Annotated in this window: 12 protein-coding genes and 2 tRNA genes; all 14 read left to right on the top strand. The window is 68.7% G+C overall.

Going from position 1 to position 17,864, the window contains the following annotated elements:
- Nucleotides 1-7 precede the first annotated feature (7 nt).
- The 14 genes from C5E05_RS12410 (at nt 8) to C5E05_RS12345 (ending at nt 17,842) form a co-directional block, all read left to right on the top strand.
- The gene (locus tag C5E05_RS12410; RefSeq protein WP_104342092.1) at nt 8-1,465 is read left to right on the top strand and encodes an LssY C-terminal domain-containing protein; all 1,458 of its coding nucleotides are present in this window, start codon (nt 8-10) and stop codon (nt 1,463-1,465) included.
- A gap of 100 nt (nt 1,466-1,565) precedes the next feature.
- Nucleotides 1,566-1,653, top strand: a tRNA-Ser gene (locus tag C5E05_RS12405).
- A gap of 29 nt (nt 1,654-1,682) precedes the next feature.
- Complete coding sequence (locus C5E05_RS12400; protein WP_104307687.1) at nt 1,683-3,032, top strand: LCP family protein; 1,350 nt, start codon at nt 1,683-1,685, stop codon at nt 3,030-3,032.
- A 117-nt stretch (nt 3,033-3,149) separates the two neighbouring features.
- Nucleotides 3,150-4,439 (top strand): LCP family protein, encoded by a 1,290-nt coding sequence (locus tag C5E05_RS12395; RefSeq protein ID WP_104342091.1) that lies wholly within the window; start codon nt 3,150-3,152, stop codon nt 4,437-4,439.
- A 165-nt stretch (nt 4,440-4,604) separates the two neighbouring features.
- Nucleotides 4,605-4,694: transfer RNA gene (locus C5E05_RS12390), tRNA-Ser, on the top strand.
- 158 nt (nt 4,695-4,852) lie between these two features.
- Entirely contained in the window at nt 4,853-5,770 is a 918-nt protein-coding gene (locus C5E05_RS12385) for a PRD domain-containing protein (protein ID WP_104342118.1), read from the top strand.
- Between the two features lie 187 nt (nt 5,771-5,957).
- Nucleotides 5,958-7,817, top strand: coding sequence for a beta-glucoside-specific PTS transporter subunit IIABC (locus tag C5E05_RS12380; protein ID WP_104342090.1), 1,860 nt, complete (start codon nt 5,958-5,960; stop codon nt 7,815-7,817).
- 59 nt (nt 7,818-7,876) lie between these two features.
- Nucleotides 7,877-9,289, top strand: coding sequence for a glycoside hydrolase family 1 protein (locus tag C5E05_RS12375; protein WP_104244338.1), 1,413 nt, complete (start codon nt 7,877-7,879; stop codon nt 9,287-9,289).
- 354 nt (nt 9,290-9,643) lie between these two features.
- A complete protein-coding gene (locus C5E05_RS12370) occupies nt 9,644-11,086 on the top strand; it encodes an FAD-binding oxidoreductase (RefSeq protein WP_104342089.1) in 1,443 nt (480 codons plus the stop codon).
- 143 nt (nt 11,087-11,229) lie between these two features.
- A complete protein-coding gene (locus C5E05_RS12365) occupies nt 11,230-12,888 on the top strand; it encodes an ABC transporter substrate-binding protein (protein WP_104307691.1) in 1,659 nt (552 codons plus the stop codon).
- A gap of 26 nt (nt 12,889-12,914) precedes the next feature.
- Nucleotides 12,915-13,964, top strand: a complete 1,050-nt coding sequence (locus C5E05_RS12360; RefSeq protein ID WP_104244344.1) for an ABC transporter permease — start codon at nt 12,915-12,917, stop codon at nt 13,962-13,964.
- Nucleotides 13,961-14,830: an ABC transporter permease gene (locus C5E05_RS12355; protein ID WP_104342088.1), complete on the top strand. Its 870-nt coding sequence runs from the start codon at nt 13,961-13,963 to the stop codon at nt 14,828-14,830. The genes C5E05_RS12360 and C5E05_RS12355 overlap by 4 nt, the downstream gene beginning before the upstream one ends.
- A gap of 22 nt (nt 14,831-14,852) precedes the next feature.
- A complete protein-coding gene (locus C5E05_RS12350) occupies nt 14,853-16,556 on the top strand; it encodes an ABC transporter ATP-binding protein (RefSeq protein ID WP_104342087.1) in 1,704 nt (567 codons plus the stop codon).
- A gap of 74 nt (nt 16,557-16,630) precedes the next feature.
- On the top strand, nt 16,631-17,842 hold the full coding sequence (locus C5E05_RS12345; RefSeq protein ID WP_104342086.1) for a PLP-dependent aminotransferase family protein: 1,212 nt from the start codon (nt 16,631-16,633) through the stop codon (nt 17,840-17,842).
- Nucleotides 17,843-17,864 lie beyond the last annotated feature (22 nt).

Raw genomic sequence — 17,864 nt, 5'->3', positions numbered from 1 at the left:
CGACGGCATGACCGTCGACGTGCCGCGGAGGCGCCCGCTCGCCGCCATCGGCCAAGCGCTCGACGGCTTCTTCTTCGTCTTCGCAGGACTGGCAGCGATCTGGCTCGCGGTGCTCGTCGCCGATGACTCGTTCCAGGTCGGCTGGTGGGGGATCCTCCTGCTGCTCGCCTTCTGGGGCCTGCTCGCGTACCTCGTCCTGCCGCGCATCCACCGCATCCTGACGACCGTGTACGTGCCCGACTACTTCATCGGCAGGGCGCGGACCAGCGACGGCCTGCTCGGCGACCCCATCAACCTGGGGCTGCTCGGACACGAGGCCGAGCTGCATGATGCGATGCGCGCCGCCGGCTGGACGCGAGCCGACGACATCTCGCTGCGCACGAGCCTCGGCATCATCTCTTCGACGGTCACCCGTCGCAGCTATCACGAGGCGCCGGTCAGCCCGCTGTTCCTCTTCGGTCGGCAGCAGGACTTCGCGTACCAGCAGGAGGTCGCAGGCAACCCGGCGAAGCGGCATCACGTGCGCTTCTGGAAGTGCCCGGACGGCTGGCTGCTGCCCGGCGGCACCCGGGTTGACTGGCTCGCGGCCGGCACCTTCGACCGTGCTGTCGGCTTCTCGCTCTTCACGCTGCAGGTGACGCACAAGATCGACGCCGACACCGATATCGAGCGCGACCACATCGTCGCCACAGTGCTCGAGGGCACGCCTCGGGCGTCCGTCGCGGTGCTCAAGGACTTCTCGACGGGCTACCACTCGCGCAACGGCGGCGGCGACTCGATCCGCACCGACGGCAACCTGCCGGTGCTGCAGCTGCCAAGCACCTCCGATGCGCCGCTGACCGTCCCCGAGCCCGTGCTGCTGCCCTCGGCCAGCGGTGCTCCCGCAGATCGCCTCGAATCCGCTCCCCGCGACTCGACTCTCCCGGCGCGCTCGGTGCCATCGGCGCGCTCGACGAAGAAGCGTGCCGCCTTCGAGGCCATGAGCACCTCGAGCCCCGTCGAGAGCTCGGTCGCCGAGGAGGTGCGCCGGCATGGGCGCCCCATCACCATCACGTTCGGCGCGATCGTCGTCTTCGGTCGCGCGCTGCTCGCTCTGCTCTTCTTCGGCGTGCTGGCGCTCATCGGGCCGGACGGCATGCGCGAGGTGCTGACGGATGCCGAGCTCTCCGGGACGGACGCGACGGCCCTCGCGGAGCCGGCCTGGATCGCCAGCATGGTCGTGGGCGGGATCGTCGTCTCCTCGACGCTGCTGCTCGGCATCCTCGTGCTGCGTGGCGTGAACTGGGCGCGCATCACGCTGCTGCTCTACGCGGCCGGGTCGATCGCCCTGCAGTTCGGCGGCTGGTGGGCAGGAGATGAGGAAATCAGGTTCAGCACTACCCTCGCGTTCACCGCTCTGGATATCCTGTCCTTGCTGGCTCTGTCAGGGAAGCCGGCGCGTCAGTACTCGCGGCAGCGTCCGTGAGTCTGCGTCGAACGTCCGGGTAACCAGATATTTCACTTTCGGTTACCATGGACACGCGAAGAGCTCGAAAACGATACTGAATCGTTGTCTGAGCACTTCTGGAGGGCTGTCCGAGCGGCCGATGGAGCTGGTCTTGAAAACCAGTGGGCAGCAATGTCTCGTGGGTTCGAATCCCACGCCCTCCGCCACCAATCCCCTGACGTGAGGAACACCGCCTGTGACGCATCCCGGACCATCCCGCGCTCGGCGCGGCTACGTTCCGGGCAAGGGCGTGCAGGAGGAGACCCCGAAGGTGACCTCTGCGCGCCACGGCAAGCAGCACGTGACGACGCCCACGAACTCGGTCGTCAAGACCGGGACGATCGCCCTCTGCGTCGCACTCGTCAGCGTCATGTTCGTCGGTGCGCTCGCCTGGATCAACCTGCAGTCGAAGGTCACGACCTTCGACATCGCCGACCCGTCCGGCTCGGAGGAGCCGGCGAGCTTCGCCGAGATCGAGGGCGGCATCAACGTGCTGCTCGTCGGCAGTGACGACCGAACCGGTCAGGGCGCGGAGTTCGGCGAGGGAGAAGCCGATGCGGACGGCGTGCTCAACGACGTGAACATGCTGCTGCACATCGCGGAGGACCGCTCGAGTGCGTCCGTCGTCAGCATCCCGCGCGACACGATCGTGAACCAGCCGGCCTGCACCAACGACCAGGGCGTTGCAATGGAAGAGGCCTCCGAGGTCCCCATGAACAGCATCCTCGGCGAGGGCGGCATGAACTGCGTCGTGTCGACGGTCGAGGCGATGAGCGGTATCGAGATCCCCTACGCGGCGATGGTGAAGTTCCGCGGCGTCATCGAGATGTCGAACGCCGTCGGCGGCGTCGACGTGTGCGTCGCGAACGAGATCAGCGACGACTATGTCGGCCTGTACCTGCAGCCGGGCGACTACACGCTCCAGGGTGAGGATGCGCTGAAGTTCCTCCGCACCCGCCACGGCGTGGGCGACGGCAGCGACCTGACCCGCATCGCGAACCAGCAGGTGTTCCTGTCAGCGCTCATCCGCGAGGTGAAGAGCGCTGGAACGCTCACGAACCCCGTCAAGCTGTACGGCCTGGGCGTCGCGGCGACGCAGAACATGACCATGTCGAGCTCGCTGACCGACCCGAACACGCTCGTCAGCATGGCGATGGCGCTCTCGCAGGTGCCCCTCGACAAGATCACCTTCGTGCAGCTGCCGACCGCGGCGTACGACTCGGCGCGCGTGCAGCCACTCGAGCCGGACGCCTCCGCGATGTGGGAGCTGCTGCGCACCGACCAGTCGCTGGAGGTCGCGGGCGCGCCAGAGCCCACCGAGACGCCGGCTGACCCGAGCGCCACGGTCTCCATCGACCCGGCCACGGGCTGGGAGATCGACCCGACGACCGGTTTCCCCATCGACCCGGCGACGGGCATCCCCGTCGACCCCGCCACGGGGCTGCCGGTCGAGACGCCGCCGACGAGCGCCGTGCCGCAGCCCACGCTCGCGGGCCAGCGGGCCGACGAGGAGTCATGCTCCAACGCGAGCACGTCGCTGTTCTGATCATCGACGCTTCCTGACCACCCGCGTCTGCTGGCATCCTGCGCGGGGTCAGGAGATCCATGTTCGCGCGCTCTATGCTGACGAACTCGACGTACGCTCCGGGGGAGGCCCGCACCTGTGACGACTTCTCGACGACGGGGAAGCAGCGCCCAGCGCTTCGACCGTGCCGGTGACGATGGCATCCTGCACCCGGATGCGCGGGGTGGGGTCGCCCAGCATGGCCGCCTGCCCGTCACCTCCGCCGCTCGCTCGCTCGGCAAGGGGCTGCTCGTCGCGCTCTCCGCGGCGCTCGTGAGCGTGCTCGCGATCGGCGGGATCGCAGCGGCGAACCTCGGCGGCAACCTGCAGCTGCTGCCGGACCCGGGCGGGGATGAGCCGCCCGTCGCGTTCGACGAGATCGAGGGCGGCTTCAACATCCTCCTCGTCGGCAGCGACGACCGTACGGGTCAGGGCGCCGAGTACGGGGAAGGCGACGAGGCGGCCTCCGGGGTGCTCAACGACGTCAACATGCTGCTGCACGTCTCGGCGGACCGCACGCACGCCTCCGTCGTCAGCATCCCTCGCGACACGATGGTCGACCAGCCGGCGTGCACCAACGACGAGGGGGTGCAGATGGAGGAGCGCTACGAGGTCCCCATGAACAGCATCCTCGGCGAGGGCGGCATGGGCTGCGTCGTCGAGACCGTCGAGGCGATGAGCGGCCTCGACATCCCGTACGCCGCGATGGTGCAATTCCTCGGCGTCATCGAGATGTCGAACGCCGTCGGCGGCGTCGACGTGTGCGTGGCGAACGAGATCAGCGACGACTACGTCGGCCTCTACCTGCAGCCGGGCAACTACTCGCTGCAGGGCGAGGATGCGCTGAAGTTCCTCCGCACCCGCCACGGCGTGGGTGGCAGCGACCTGCAGCGCATCGCGAACCAGCAGGTGTTCCTCTCGTCCCTCATCCGCGAGGTGAAGAGCGCTGGCACGCTCGCGAACCCGACCAAGCTGTACGGGCTCGGGGTCGCGGCGACGCAGAACATGAAGATGACGAAGTCGCTCGCGGACGTGCCGACCCTCATGGGCATGGCTTCGGCGCTCAACAAGGTCGACCTGTCGAAGATCTCGTTCGTGCAGCTGCCGACGGGCGACTACGACGGTTCGCGGGTCATTCCGCTGGAGCCGGATGCGACGGCCATGTGGGACCTGCTGGCGGCAGACCAGCCGCTGTCCGTCGCCGGTGCGCCGGGCGATGAGGGCGCGGTCGCCGACGATGGGACCACCGGCGATGGCACGACCGGCGAGGACGCGGCGACGGATGCGCCCGTCGACCCGAACGCCCCCGTCGCGACCCCCGCGCCCACCTTCGCGGGCCAGGCCGCCGACCAGGAGTCCTGCTCGAACCCGACGACCCTCTTCGGCTAGCCAGCGCCCCGCCCCGCCCGCCCCCTCCGCTGCCCGAATGGGGCGCTTTCACCCCGTGTTGCGGCCGAGGACGGGGTGAAACTGCCCCATCCGTGGGGTTGGTCGTGCGAAATCGCGCGCTCAGTTCGGAAGTTGCGCCGCGACCCGCTACGATAGGTGAGTCTTGGAGACGTCGCATAGTCCGGCCGAGTGCACCACCCTGCTAAGGTGGAGTCCCCTTTGAGGGGACCAGGGGTTCAAATCCCCTCGTCTCCGCTCTGCAGAGAACACCAAGATGAAGCCCCGGTACGAGCCCAGCTCGGAGCCGGGGTTTCGTGCATTCGCGTGCACGTGCGTGCATCCACCTGCGTGCACCGCCCAGCCGGCTCGCTCCTCGCGCTTGCCGTCGAGCCTGGCGCAATACAATGCCCATCATGGGCGAATCCCGCAGGAGGAGCTCCTCGAAGGCAGAAAGCTCCCCGACTCCTGGCATCTCGAAGGTCATCAACAACAACGTTGTGATCCAGATCGATGGGGCCGGGCAGGAGCGTGTGCTGATGGGGCGCGGTCTCGGCTTCCAGTTGAAGCCGGGTGACCTCATCGACCCCTCGAGGGTGGAGAAGACGTTCGTGCTCGCGACGGGCAGCGAGGGCGACCAGGCCCTGCAGCTGCTGAGCGCCGTGCCGTACCCCGTGGTCGAGGCGGTCATGAGCGCGGTCGACGAGGCCGAGCGGATGCTGGGACGCGACCTCGGCAAGCGGCTTCCCCTCGCGGTCATCGACCACATCCAGTACGTGCTCGAGCGGCTCGATCGGGGCATCCGCATTCCGGCGACGTCGATGCCGGAGCTGCGCGTGCTGCACCCGCAGGAGTTCGCGGCGTCGAAGCACATGGCGAAGGTCATCTCCTCGGCCCTCGACCGGGAGCTCCCGCCGGAGGAGGCCGTGTTCCTGACGATGCACGTGCTGAACTCGACGCGCGACGAGCCCGACGGCACTTCCGCCCTGCTCTTCCGCCGCGTCCAGCACGTGGTCGTGACCGTCGAAGCCGGCCTCGGCGTCGACCTCGACGTCGACAGCCACGACTACGCGCGCTTCGTGCTGCACATCCAGTTCCTCCTGCAGCGGCTCGTGTCGCGCAGCATGCTCCGCTCCACGGACTCGTCGTTCTTTGACTTCACGAAGCGCACCTACCCGCGCTCGTTCGCGATCGCCGAGCAGGTGAAGGGGTACGTGCGGGAGGCGACGGGGGTCGAGCTGACCGACGAGGAGCTGCTGTACGTGACGGTCCACATCGAACGGCTCGCGCAGCACATTGCCTATGGCACAGACGTGGAGCCGATGCTAGAGTGACTGCCGCAGGGCAATGAAGTCCTGCGGAATCCTTGGATTGTTACCGGTCAAGCGGGCAAAACCTGAACTCATATCGCCGAAATGGCGGTGTTCGAGTTCAGGTTTTTTTGTTGCCCAAAATCTGCCGGTTCGGCCCAGGGGCTCCAGACCGAATTGCCGCCGATGGCGGGAGAAGGAGAGCGGTCCCATGGATCACTCAAGAGTTGCAGCGGATGTGCTCAAGGGCGTCGGCGGCGAAGAGAACGTCAAGTCGGTCGTGCACTGCATGACCCGGCTGCGCTTCGCGATCACGGATGACGCGAAGATCGACAAGGCCGCGGTCAAGGCCATCCCGGGCGTCATCACGACGGCCGAGGCCGGCGGCCAGTACCAGGTCGTCATCGGCAATGAGGTCCCTGAGGTGTACGCCGAGCTCGGCAAGATCTCGAACCTCGTCGCGGGCACGCAGACGGCGACGGTCGATCCCGACGAGCCGAAGAAGAACCTGTTCAACCGCTTCATCTCGATGATCGCGGCGCTGTTCACCCCACTGCTGTGGGCGCTCGCCGGCACCGGTCTGCTGAAGGCATTCCTGTCCGCCGCGGCGACCTTCGGCTGGATCGCCACCGACACGTCGACGTACCTCGTCCTCAACGCGCTCTCCGACGCGTTCATCAACTTCCTGCCGATGGCGCTCGCGATCACGGCGGCACGCTACTTCAAGGCCTCCGAGTGGACCTCGTTCGCGATCGCCGGCGCGCTGGTCTATCCGACGATCACTCCGCTGGTCGGAGCCGAGGGGCTGACGTTCTTCGGCATCCCGTTCACGATGGTCAGCTACGTCTCCAGCGTCATCCCGATCATCCTCATCGTGTGGCTGCAGAGCTACGCGGAGAAGTTCCTCTACGCGAAGCTGCACTCCTCGGTCCGCCGCTTCCTGACGCCCATGATCGTGGTTCTGATCGCGGTGCCCCTCGTGTTCGTCGTCGTCGGCCCGATCTCCGCGCTCCTGAGCGGATGGCTCGGCGAGGGCATCGGCTGGATCTTCGCGAACGTCCCGTGGCTCGGCGGCGCGATCATGGGTGGTCTGTGGCAGGTCTTCGTCATCTTCGGACTCCACTGGGGCTTCGTGCCGCTGTTCACGCTCGAGTTCCAGGCAACAGGTCAGATCCTGCTGATCGGCCCGGTGTTCGCTGCAGTCCTCGCGCAGTCCGCGGCCGTCGCCGGCGTGTGGGTCCGCACCCGCGACAAGAAGCTCAAGTCGCTCGCCGCACCCGCCACGCTGTCCGGCTTCCTCGCCGGCATCACCGAGCCCGCGATCTACGGCATCAACCTGCCCCTCAAGCGCCCCTTCATCTTCGGCGTCATCGGCGGCGCACTCGGCGGGGCGATCATCGCCATGGGCGGCGTCTTCTCCACCGCTTTCGTCGTTCCCTCCGGGCTGGCGCTGCCTGCGCTCTTCGGCAACGGCAACATGGTCTTCCTCGGCCTCGGCCTGGTCGCGGCGATCGTGGTGTCGTTCCTCCTCACCGTCATCCTCGGCTTCAAGGACCCGGTGGAAGAGGAAGCTCCGGCCAAGGCCGCAAGCAACGACCTCGAGATCCTCAGCCCCCTCGACGGCACCGCGGTTGCGCTGTCCGAGGTCTCCGACCCCGTCTTCGCCGGCGGTGTGCTCGGCAAGGGCGCGGCGGTCATCCCCAGCTCCGGCGCCGTCTACGCACCGTTCGACGGTGTCGTGGCAGCCGCCTTCCCGACGGGCCACGCGGTGGGCCTGCGCCACGCGGACGGTGCCGAGGTGCTCATCCACATCGGTGTCGACACGGTGAAGCTGAACGGCCAGCACTTCACGATGAAGGTCGAGTCCGGCCAGGCCGTGAAGGCTGGCGAGCTGCTCATCGAGTTCGACGTCGACGCCGTCAAGGAGGCGGGCTACGACGTCACGACGCCCGTCATCATCACGAACTCTGAGCTGTACCCGGAGATCACGAGCCAGGTGACCGGCCCCATCTCGCACGGAGAGTCGCTGTACCTGGCCAAGTCGGTCGAGACCGTGGCACTCGCCAAGTAGCCGCATCCCACCGCACGACTTCACGCACCAACGCATCGCAGAACGAAGGAGACACGCGAATGACGACAACGAACTTCCCAGACGGATTCCTCTGGGGCGGCGCGACCGCAGCCAACCAGCTCGAGGGCGGCTACCTCGACGGGGGCAAGGGCCTCTCCATCCAGGACGTCATGCCGAAGGGCATCATGGCGCCGCCGACCGAGGGGCCGACGGACGACAACCTCAAGCACGTCGGCATCGACTTCTACAACCGCTACGCGGAGGACATCGCGCTCTTCGCCGAGATGGGGTTCAAGACGTTCCGCTTCTCGATCGCGTGGAGCCGCATCTTCCCGAAGGGCGACGAGCTGGAGCCCAACGAGGAGGGCCTCGCGTTCTACGACCGAGTGCTCGACGAGCTGGAGAAGCACGGCATCGAGCCGCTCGTCACGATCTCGCACTACGAGACGCCGCTGCACCTCGCGCAGCAGTACGACGGCTGGGTGAGCCGCGAGCTCATCGGCTTCTACGAGCGCTACGCCCGAGTGCTGTTCGAGCGCTACGGCTCGCGAGTGAAGTACTGGCTCACGTTCAACGAGATCAACTCGGTGCTGCACGCCCCGCTCCTGAGCGGTGGCATCCTCACGCCGAAGGAGCAGCTCAGCGAGCAGGACCTGTACCAGGCCATCCACCACGAGCTCGTCGCCTCGGCGCTCGCGACGAAGATCGCGCACGAGGTCGCTCCGAATGCGCAGGTCGGCTGCATGCTCATCGCCATGCCCGTCTACCCGCTCACGCCGAGCCCCGCGGACGCGCTCAAGGTCATGGACGTCGACCACTCGAACCTCATGTTCGGCGACGTGCACGTGCGCGGCGAGTACCCGGGCTTCGCGCTGCGCCTCTTCAAGGAGAAGGGCATCGACCTCAACATCACGGATGAGGACCGCGAGATCCTGAAGAACACGGTCGACTTCATCTCGTTCAGCTACTACATGAGCATCGCCGAGACGGCGGATCCCGCTGCCGGCGCCGGTGAAGGCAACATCATGGGCGGCGTGCCCAACCCGACGCTGGAGAAGAGCGAGTGGGGCTGGGCGATCGACCCGACCGGCCTGCGCATCGTCATGAACCAGTTCTGGGAGCGGTGGCAGAAGCCGCTGTTCATCGTCGAGAACGGGCTCGGGGCGAAGGATCAGCTCGTCGAGATCGACGGCGTGAAGACCGTCGATGACGGCTACCGCATCGCCTACCTCAACGACCACCTCGTGCAGGCAGGCGAAGCGATCGCTGACGGCGTCGAGCTGCTCGGCTACACGACGTGGGGCTGCATCGACCTCGTCTCGGCGAGCACGGCGCAGCTGAGCAAGCGGTACGGCTTCATCTACGTCGACCGCAACGACGACGGCTCCGGCACGCTCGAGCGCTACAAGAAGAAGTCGTTCGACTGGTACGCCGAGGTCATCCGCACCAACGGAGGAAGCCTGCAGGCGTAACGGCCAGCATCCCGAGCCCCGGTATCCGGCCCTCGCGGCCGGACGCCGGGGCCGGCACTCGCAGGAGGCGGGTCGCGCACATGGCGCGGCCCGCCTTTTCGCGTCGAGCGGGCGGGGAGGTGGCGCCGGAGGCGGGATGGAAGGACAGCCCGCCCGGCTACCCGCCGCGCGTGTTGCCTGTGAGGCAACTCGGGGTCGAGCGTGCGCCACTTTCTGACGTGGTTGATGACGCACCGTGACGCCGCCTGAAGCCCGACAACGTTCGGCGAAGGGAAGCGACGACGGCGCCTGTTCACGCGATGGGCGCTTCCGTACCTTTCGAGGGATCCTCCCGCCTCCCGTCGAAAGGCCAGCATGCCCACCGAGCTCGCCACCCCCGCGCCGACCGCGCCGCTCTCCTCGCTCGAGGGAGCGCAACCGCTGCAGCGGCTCATCGGCGAGCTGCAGGCGGAGCTGCCGCAGCTCGAGGTGCGCGTGCCCTCGGCGCTGACACGCGAGTACGCGGTGGATGCGAGCACCAGGGGCCGTCTCGCCGGCATCGACATCGGCCCGGCCGTCGCGTTCCCGAGCACGGCGGCGGAGGTGCAGGTGATCGTGCGAACGGCGGCCGAGCTTGGCATCGCGGTGGTGCCGCGCGGCGCTGGCTCCGGCCTCGCAGGAGGCGCGACCGCCGACGAGCGGCAGCTGGTCGTCTCGACGGAGCGCCTCGACCGGGTCGTCGAGGTGAGCCCGCTCGACGAGGTCGCCGTGGTCGAGCCGGGCGTCATCAACGCCGACCTCAACCGCCACCTCGAGCCGTACGGCCTCTTCTACGCCCCGGACCCGGCCAGCTGGGACATCTCGTCCATCGGCGGCAACATCGCCACCAACGCCGGCGGGCTGCGCTGCGCGAAGTACGGGGTCACGCGCGAGTCGATCCTCGCGCTCGACGTCGTGCTCGCCGACGGCGCCCTCGTGCACGTCGGCCACCGCTCCATCAAGGGCGTCACGGGCCTCGACCTCGTCTCCCTCTTCGTCGGCTCGGAGGGCATCCTCGGCATCGTCGTCGCGGCGACCGTGCGCCTGCGTCCGATCCCCGTCGCCCGCCGCACGGTGTCGGCGTTCTTCGCGACGACGGCAGCTGGCGCGGATGCGCTCGCCGCCATCACCCGCAGCACGGTGCGCCCGAGCGTTGTCGAGTTCTTCGACTCCCGCACGCTCGCGAACATCGACGCGCACAGCGGCAGCACACTCACCGCCCGCGGTGGCGCCCTGCTGCTCATCGAGCTCGACGGCTACGGCATCGACGAGCAGTCCGCCGACCTCCGCGCGGCGCTCGAAGCCGTCGGCGGGCTCGTCACCGAGGAGAGCGTCGAGGACGGCGAGGCGCTGTGGGAGCTGCGCCGTTCAGGGCGCGGCTTCGATCCCGCCGAGTGGTTCGCGGGCGGCGACATCGCCGTTCCCAAGTCACGCATCCCCGAGATCTTCGCCCACTTCCCGGTCGTCGAGGAGCGCTTCGGCGTCACGGTGGGCGCTGTCGCGCACGCCGGCGACGGCAACCTGCACCCCGTCATCACGCTCCGCATCCCGGAGGGAGCTGACCCGGGCGTCGTCCCGCCGCAGCTGCACGACGCGGCCGTCGCCCTCGCCGAGTTCGCGCTCGAGCTCGGCGGAACCGTGAGCGGTGAGCACGGCATCGGCTCGTCGAAGCTCGGCCTCGCAGCCCTCGAGCTGTCCGAGCGGAGCCGGGAAGCGCAGCACGCCATCAAGCGCGCGCTCGACCCCGCCGCACTCTTCAACCCGGGCAAGGCCATCTGACCCGGCGCCGCGAGCGCCCCATCCCGAGCATCCGCTCACCAGCACCAGCACCAGCACCAGCGCCAGCACACGCACACGTACACGCACCCACCGACCGACCACCCGCTATCCCCAAAGCAGACCCCGAGAAAGCAGCCACCACCATGTCGACACGACACCCACGACTCCGACGGAAACTCGCCGCAGCCATCGGCGTGCTCGCCAGCATGTCGCTGCTCGCAGCCTGCGCGACCTCCGACGCCGCGCCGGGAGCTGCGGGGGAGGGCGAGCCGAAGAACGGCGGCGACATCACGTTCCTCATCGACTCCCTCGGCGACAGCTGGATCCCTAACAACAGCGCCATCTCCAGCTACCAGGGACACGTCTGGGGCCACGTCACCGACAAGCTCGTGTACGTCGACGGCGAGGGCAACGTCAGCCCGTGGGTCGCGGAGAGCTGGGAGCAGAACGACGACGCGACGGAGTACACGCTGCACCTCAAGGACGGCGTGACCTTCTCGGACGGCACCCCCGTCGACGCCGCGGCGGTCGTCGCGAACCTCGACATCTGGGCCAAGGGCGACCCCGACCGCGGCATCAACCGCATCGGGCTGTTCCCCGCCGCGAACTACGACGGTGCGACCGCGGTCGACGCGGCGACCGTCGAGGTGAAGTTCTCGAAGCCCACCCTCGGCTTCATCCCGACGCTCGGCTACCACGGCTCGATCCTCACCTCACCGGCCGTCATCGCGCTGCCGGCCGAGGAGCAGGCCGACCTCAGCAACTTCGTCGGCAGCGGCCCGTTCACGGTCGAGTCCTGGCAGGAGGGGCAGGACGTGGTCCTGACCAAGCGCGAGGACTACACCTGGGGTCCGGAGGCGCTCGAGCACACGGGCCCCGCGTTCCTCGACTCCATCACCTACCAGATCGTCGCCGAGCCGTCGCTGCGCACCTCCTCGGTGCAGGCGGGCCAGGCGGACGTCGCCTACAACACCTCCCCGCAGGAGCTGGATGCGCTCGCCGACGAGGGCCTCGAGGTCGCGGTTCCCCGCTACCTGGGCTTCGTCAACGGCTACGCGCTGAACACGCAGGTCGCCCCGTTCAACGAGACCGAGGTGCGTCAGGCATTCCAGCACGGCATCGACCGCGACGAGATCCTCTCCACCGTGTACACGGAGGACTGGGAGGCCGCGGAGTCGTTCATCCAGAGCAACGTCCCCGAGGCGACGGACCACAGCGACGCGTTCGCGTTCGACCCGGAGGAGTCGAAGAAGCTGCTGGATGCGGCCGGCTGGACGGCAGGCGCTGACGGCATCCGCTCGAAGAACGGCGAGACCCTCGCCGTGACGCTCTACCCGAACCCCTACCTCGCCACCTCGCAGTCGGTCGACGAGCTCGTGGCGCAGCAGCTCAAGAAGATCGGCTTCGACGTGAAAATCGAGGCGTACGACGTCGTCACGTACGGCGAGCGCGTGCTCAACAGCGGCGTCGAGATCCAGGCCACCGAGATCACGCGCAGCTTCATCGACGTCGGCACGGTCGCGGGCATCCTCACGAGCCTCAACGAGGGCGACGAGGACTGGTTCGGCGTGGGAACGAGCGACACGAAGCTCAACGAGTACGCCGAGGGCATCTCGAGCTCGAGCGACACCGAGGCACGCGCGGCGCTCGCCGACGAGCTGCAGGGGTACGTGCTCGAGCAGGGCTACTTCGCCCCGATCACGCAGATCGTGCAGCGCGTGTACGTGCAGTCGCCGAACCTGCACGGCGTCACGTACAACGGCGTCGCGTACGCCAACTACGCCACGGCCTGGGTCGACTAGGCCCCGGCCGGCGGGAGGGGATCAGCATGAGACAGAACTACACGCGCTTCGCGCTGAGGCGCACTGGCCAGGCGATCATCGTCGTGCTGCTCGCCTACGTCTTCACGTTCTTCGTCATCAGCGTGCTGCCGGGGGACCCGGTCACGAGCACGCTGCGCAACCCCGACAACGGGTTCACGGAGGAGGAGATCGCCCGCATCGTGGCCTACTACGGCCTCGACCAGCCGCTGCTCGTGCAGCTGTGGGGTTCGCTCACGAGGTTCGTCGTCGGTGACTTCGGCGTCTCGCTGCGCTCGAACCTGCCCGTCGCCGACCTCATCGGGGATGCGCTGCCCTCGACGCTCGCTCTCGCGGGCAGTGCCCTTCTCGTGGCGGTTGTGCTCGCCGTGCTCATCGCGTTCGGCACGCAGGTGCTGCCGGTCCGCTACGGCCAGGGCGTCCTGCGCGCGTTCCCGTCGCTGTTCCTGTCGGTGCCGAACTTCGTCATCGGCCTGCTCCTCATCAACGTGTTCGCGTTTGGCCTCGGCCTGTTCCGCATCGTCGACCCGGAGAGCGCGTGGGCGACGTTCTTCGCCGCCGTCGCCCTCGGCATCCCGGTCTCGGCGCAGATCGCGGAGGTGCTCATCACGAACCTCGACCACGCGTCCTCGCAGGAGTACGCGTCGGTGGCGCGCTCCCGCGGGCTCACGCAGCGGCGACTCTTCACGCGGCACCTCCTGAAGCCGTCGGCGCTGCCCGCGGTGACGGTGCTCGCACTCACGGTGGGCGAGCTGCTCGGCGGCTCCCTCATCACGGAGGCCGTCTTCGGGCGCAGCGGCATCGGCAGCATCGTGCAGCGGGCCGTCGCCAGCCAGGACCTGCCGGTGCTGCAGGCGGTCGTCGGCCTCGCGGCCGTCGTCTTCGTGCTCGTCAACCTCCTCGCCGACCTGGCCTACCCGATCCTCGATCCGCGCGTCGACATCGAAGGAAACCGGAAGAAGGGCGGGCCCGTCATCGGCGACGCGGACGCGTCGGCACCCGAGTCCTCCTCCACACCGTCCGACTCCCCGGTCAAGGAAGAGGCGAGCATCGTATGACCTCCGCAGTTCTGAACGCCGCACCGGGCGCGACCGGCTCCCGCAGTCCCAGGGCCGCGTTCAAGGTGCGCACGATCGGCGTCTTCCCCCCGACGGTCGTGCTGTCGTTCGTCGTCATCGCCCTGGTGCTCGCCTGGTCGCTGCTGCCCGGCGTCTTCACCTCTTCCAGCCCGGTCGACGGCGTCCCCGCCGACAAGTTCCTGGCGCCCAGCCCGCAGCACTGGTTCGGCACCGATCACCTCGGACGCGACCAGTTCGCCCGGGTCGTCTTCGGCACGCAGTCCTCGATCTCGTCGGCGCTGGTCGCCGTCATCATCGGCGTCGTCGTGGGCGGCGCGATCGGTCTCATCGGCGGATTCATCGGCTCCTGGACCGACACGGTGCTCGCCAGGTTCGTGGATGTGCTGCTCGCCATCCCCAGCTTCCTCCTGGCCGTCGTCATCGTCTCCTCCCTCGGCTTCCAGACCATCAACGCCGCGATCGCCACGGGCGTCTCCGCCGTGGCGGTGTTCGCCCGCGTCATGAGATCCGAGGTGCTGAAGACGCGGCGGGCCACGTTCGTGGAGGCCGCCTACCTCCAGGGCGGGTCGAAGTGGCATGTGCTCGGCCGCCACGTCCTCCCGAACGCGTCTCGCTCCGTCCTGGCGCTCGCGGTGCTGCAGTTCGGGCTCTCGATCCTCGTCATCGCTGGCCTCGCGTTCCTCGGCTACGGCGACCCGCCGCCCGCATCCGACTGGGGGCTGCTCATCTCCAACGGCAAGGACTACCCGCGGGCACCCTGGCTCGTGCTGTGGCCAGCGCTGGTCACCATCGCGACGGTGCTCTCCGTCAACCGCATCAGCCGGTGGCTCCGGCAGACGTCCTGACCGAACGCACGAGAGGCACGCAATGACCCACGCATCTGCATCTGCACCTGCACCCGCACCCGCTCCCGAATCCTCCGCTCAGCCCCTCCTGCAGGTCGAGAACCTGTCGGTCGCGTACGGCAGGAGCGAGGTCGTCTCCGACGTCAGCTTCACGCTGAACCGTGGCGAGAGCCTCGCGCTCATCGGCGAGTCCGGGTCCGGGAAGTCCACGATCGCCCGCGCGATCCTGCGTCTCCTGCCGGACGGCGGTCGAGCGGCTGGGAGCATCCGCTTCGAGGGGAAGGACGTGCTCGCGTACTCGCCGCGCCAGTTCCGCCCCCTGCGCGGCACCCGCATCGGCTTCGTGCCGCAGGACCCGGCGAACGCCCTCAACCCGGTGCGCACCATCGGCTCCCAGGCGCACGAGGCGGCCGACCTCGTCGACGGCCTCTCCCGCGACGAGCAGCGGGAGCTCATCTTCGCGACGTTCGAGCGGGTCGGCTTGCCCGACCCGAAGCGCGTGTACGAGTCCTACCCCCACCAGCTCTCCGGCGGCATGCTGCAGCGTGTGCTCATCGGGCTCGCCGTGCTGCCGAGCCCCGAGCTGCTCATCGCGGACGAGCCGACGAGTGCGCTCGACGTGACGATCCAGAAGCGCATCCTCGGGGTGCTCAGCGAGCTGCAGAGCGAACTCGGCATCGGGCTCGTGCTCATCACGCACGACCTCGCGATCGCTGCCGAGCGCACGCAGAAGATCGTCGTCCTCAAGGGAGGCGAGGTGCAGGAGGCCGGCGCGACGGAGCACGTGTTCACCGAGTCCACGTCGCCGTACACGGTTCGTCTGCGGCAGGATGCCCCCGCCCTGAACCCCGACCGCTACGGTTCGCTGCTGCAGCGCGACAGCCGCGGCGCCGCGACCGAGCAGGTCGCGGTCACGGGCGTATCGAAGAGCTTCTCGGTCGGGGAGCGACGGGTCGCGGCGTTGGACGACGTGTCGTTCACGGTGAGGGCAGGCACGACGCACGCGCTCGTGGGGGAGTCCGGCTCGGGCAAGACCACCGCCGTCCGCATCCTGCTCGGCCTCGAGGAGGCGGACGCCGGCGAGATCAGCGTCGGCGACGAGCGAGTCGACGGCAGCTCTCCCAAGCAGCTCCGCGAGATCCGCCGCCACCTGCAGCTCGTCTACCAGAACCCGTTCACCTCCCTCGATCCGACGTGGCGTGTGGAGCGCATCGTGCGCGAGCCGCTCGACCGCTACGAGGTCGGCGACAAGCGAGAGCGCGCCGAGAAGGCTCGGGCCGCCCTCGCGTCCGTCGGCCTGGGCGCGGAGTTCCTGTCCAGGAAGCCGTCCGCCCTCTCCGGCGGCCAGCGCCAGCGTGTTGCCATCGCGCGCGCCCTCGTGCTCCGGCCAGACGTGCTCGTGCTCGACGAGCCGACCTCCGCCCTCGACGTGACCGTGCAGGCGGAGATCTTCGAGGTGCTGTTCCAGCTGCAGGCTGAGCTGGGGCTCACCTACCTGTTCGTCTCCCACGATCTCGCGCTCGTCCGCCAGGTCGCAGACACGGTGTCGGTGCTCCAGGGCGGCAAGGTCGTCGAGTCCGGACGGGTTGCCGAGGTGCTCGCGCATCCCGAGCAGCCCTACACGCGGGCCCTCATCGATGCCATCCCCACGCCCCGGTACGGGCATGCGGCTCCGTCAGCGGATGCGAACGTGACGCCCGCAGTCCAGGTCCCGGCGCTCGTCTGAGCGAGCCGCACCTCCGAACCTCCACCTGAACCGACCGAGGCCGAGCGCCTCGTGCGAGAGAGAACGACGACACCATGACAAGCACCGCCAGCACGCCGACCCTCACGCCGACCTGGACGTCGACGGAGCTCGCGCGCGCCTTCAACGCGCCGAAGGGCTTCGGCGACGCGACCCTGCGCGACCGGCACCCTGACTCGATCGAGCTGCTCGGCGGCATCCCCGACCCGTCGGTGCTCCCCTCCGCCGAACTCGCCGAGGCGACCGCGCGGGTCCTGTCCGTGCCGGGCGTGCCCGCGCTGCAGTACGGGCGAACCGAGGGCGTGCCCGCGCTCCGGGAGTGGATCGCCGCACGCGAGGGCGTGCCGGTATCGCGTGTGCTCATCACGAACGGCGGGTTCCACGGCATCTCGCTCGCCGTGCAGCTCGTGGTCGAGCGGGGCGGCCTCGTCGCGGTCGACAACCCGATCTTCCCGCTGTTCCTGCGCGGCCTCGAACTCTCCGACGCGCGGATCCTGCCGATCACGGTCGGCCGCGACGGCTTCGACGTCGCCGAGCTGGAGGCCCATCTGATCGCCGGCGCGCGTCCGGCGGCCGTCTACACGGTGCCCGACTTCCACAACCCCTCGCAGCACAGTCTGACCCTCGAGGGGCGCCGTGAGCTCGTGCGCCTCGCGGAGCGGTACGACTTCATCCTGCTGGCCGACAACCCGTACCGGGAGCTGCGCTTCCGCGGCGAAGAGCTCGACTTCGAGATCTTCAACAGCTCCTCGCACGTGATCCACATCAACACCTTCACGAAGACGCTCGGCCCCGGCCTGCGCCTCGGCTGGATCGTGCTGCCGGAGCGGCTCGTCCCCGACTTCGTGTCGCTGCGCGCACGTCAGGACTCGCACTCGTCGCAGCTCGTGCAGCATGCGGTCGCCGAGCTGCTCGGCAGCGCGCCGTCGTTCTTCGACGACACGCTCGCGTCCGCGCGCGTGCTGTACCGGGAGCGGGCGGATGCGCTCTCCGCCGCGCTCGAGGCCCACGCACCCGGGGCCTTCGAGATCGACGCGCCAGATGGCGGCCTGTTCCTGTGGCCGCGACTCGTCGACGACGCGATCGACGCGGACAGGCTCGCCGAGGATGCCGGCGCTGAGGGCATCGGCTACCAGCGCGGCTCGTTCTTCCCGTCCGGGCCGGGCACCGACGCGCCTCGACGTCTTCGGCTCGCCTACGGAGACACCCCCGTCGAGCGCCTGCAGGAGGCGGCCGCGCGCCTCGGCCGCGCACTCGAGAAGCAATAAGCGGACTCGTGCCAAAATATTC

This window comes from Pseudoclavibacter sp. AY1H1 (assembly GCF_002931055.1).
Lineage (GTDB): Bacteria > Actinomycetota > Actinomycetes > Actinomycetales > Microbacteriaceae > Pseudoclavibacter.
The sequence above is the reverse complement of the archived record's forward strand: the minus strand, read 5'-3'. Positions and strand labels throughout refer to the sequence as shown.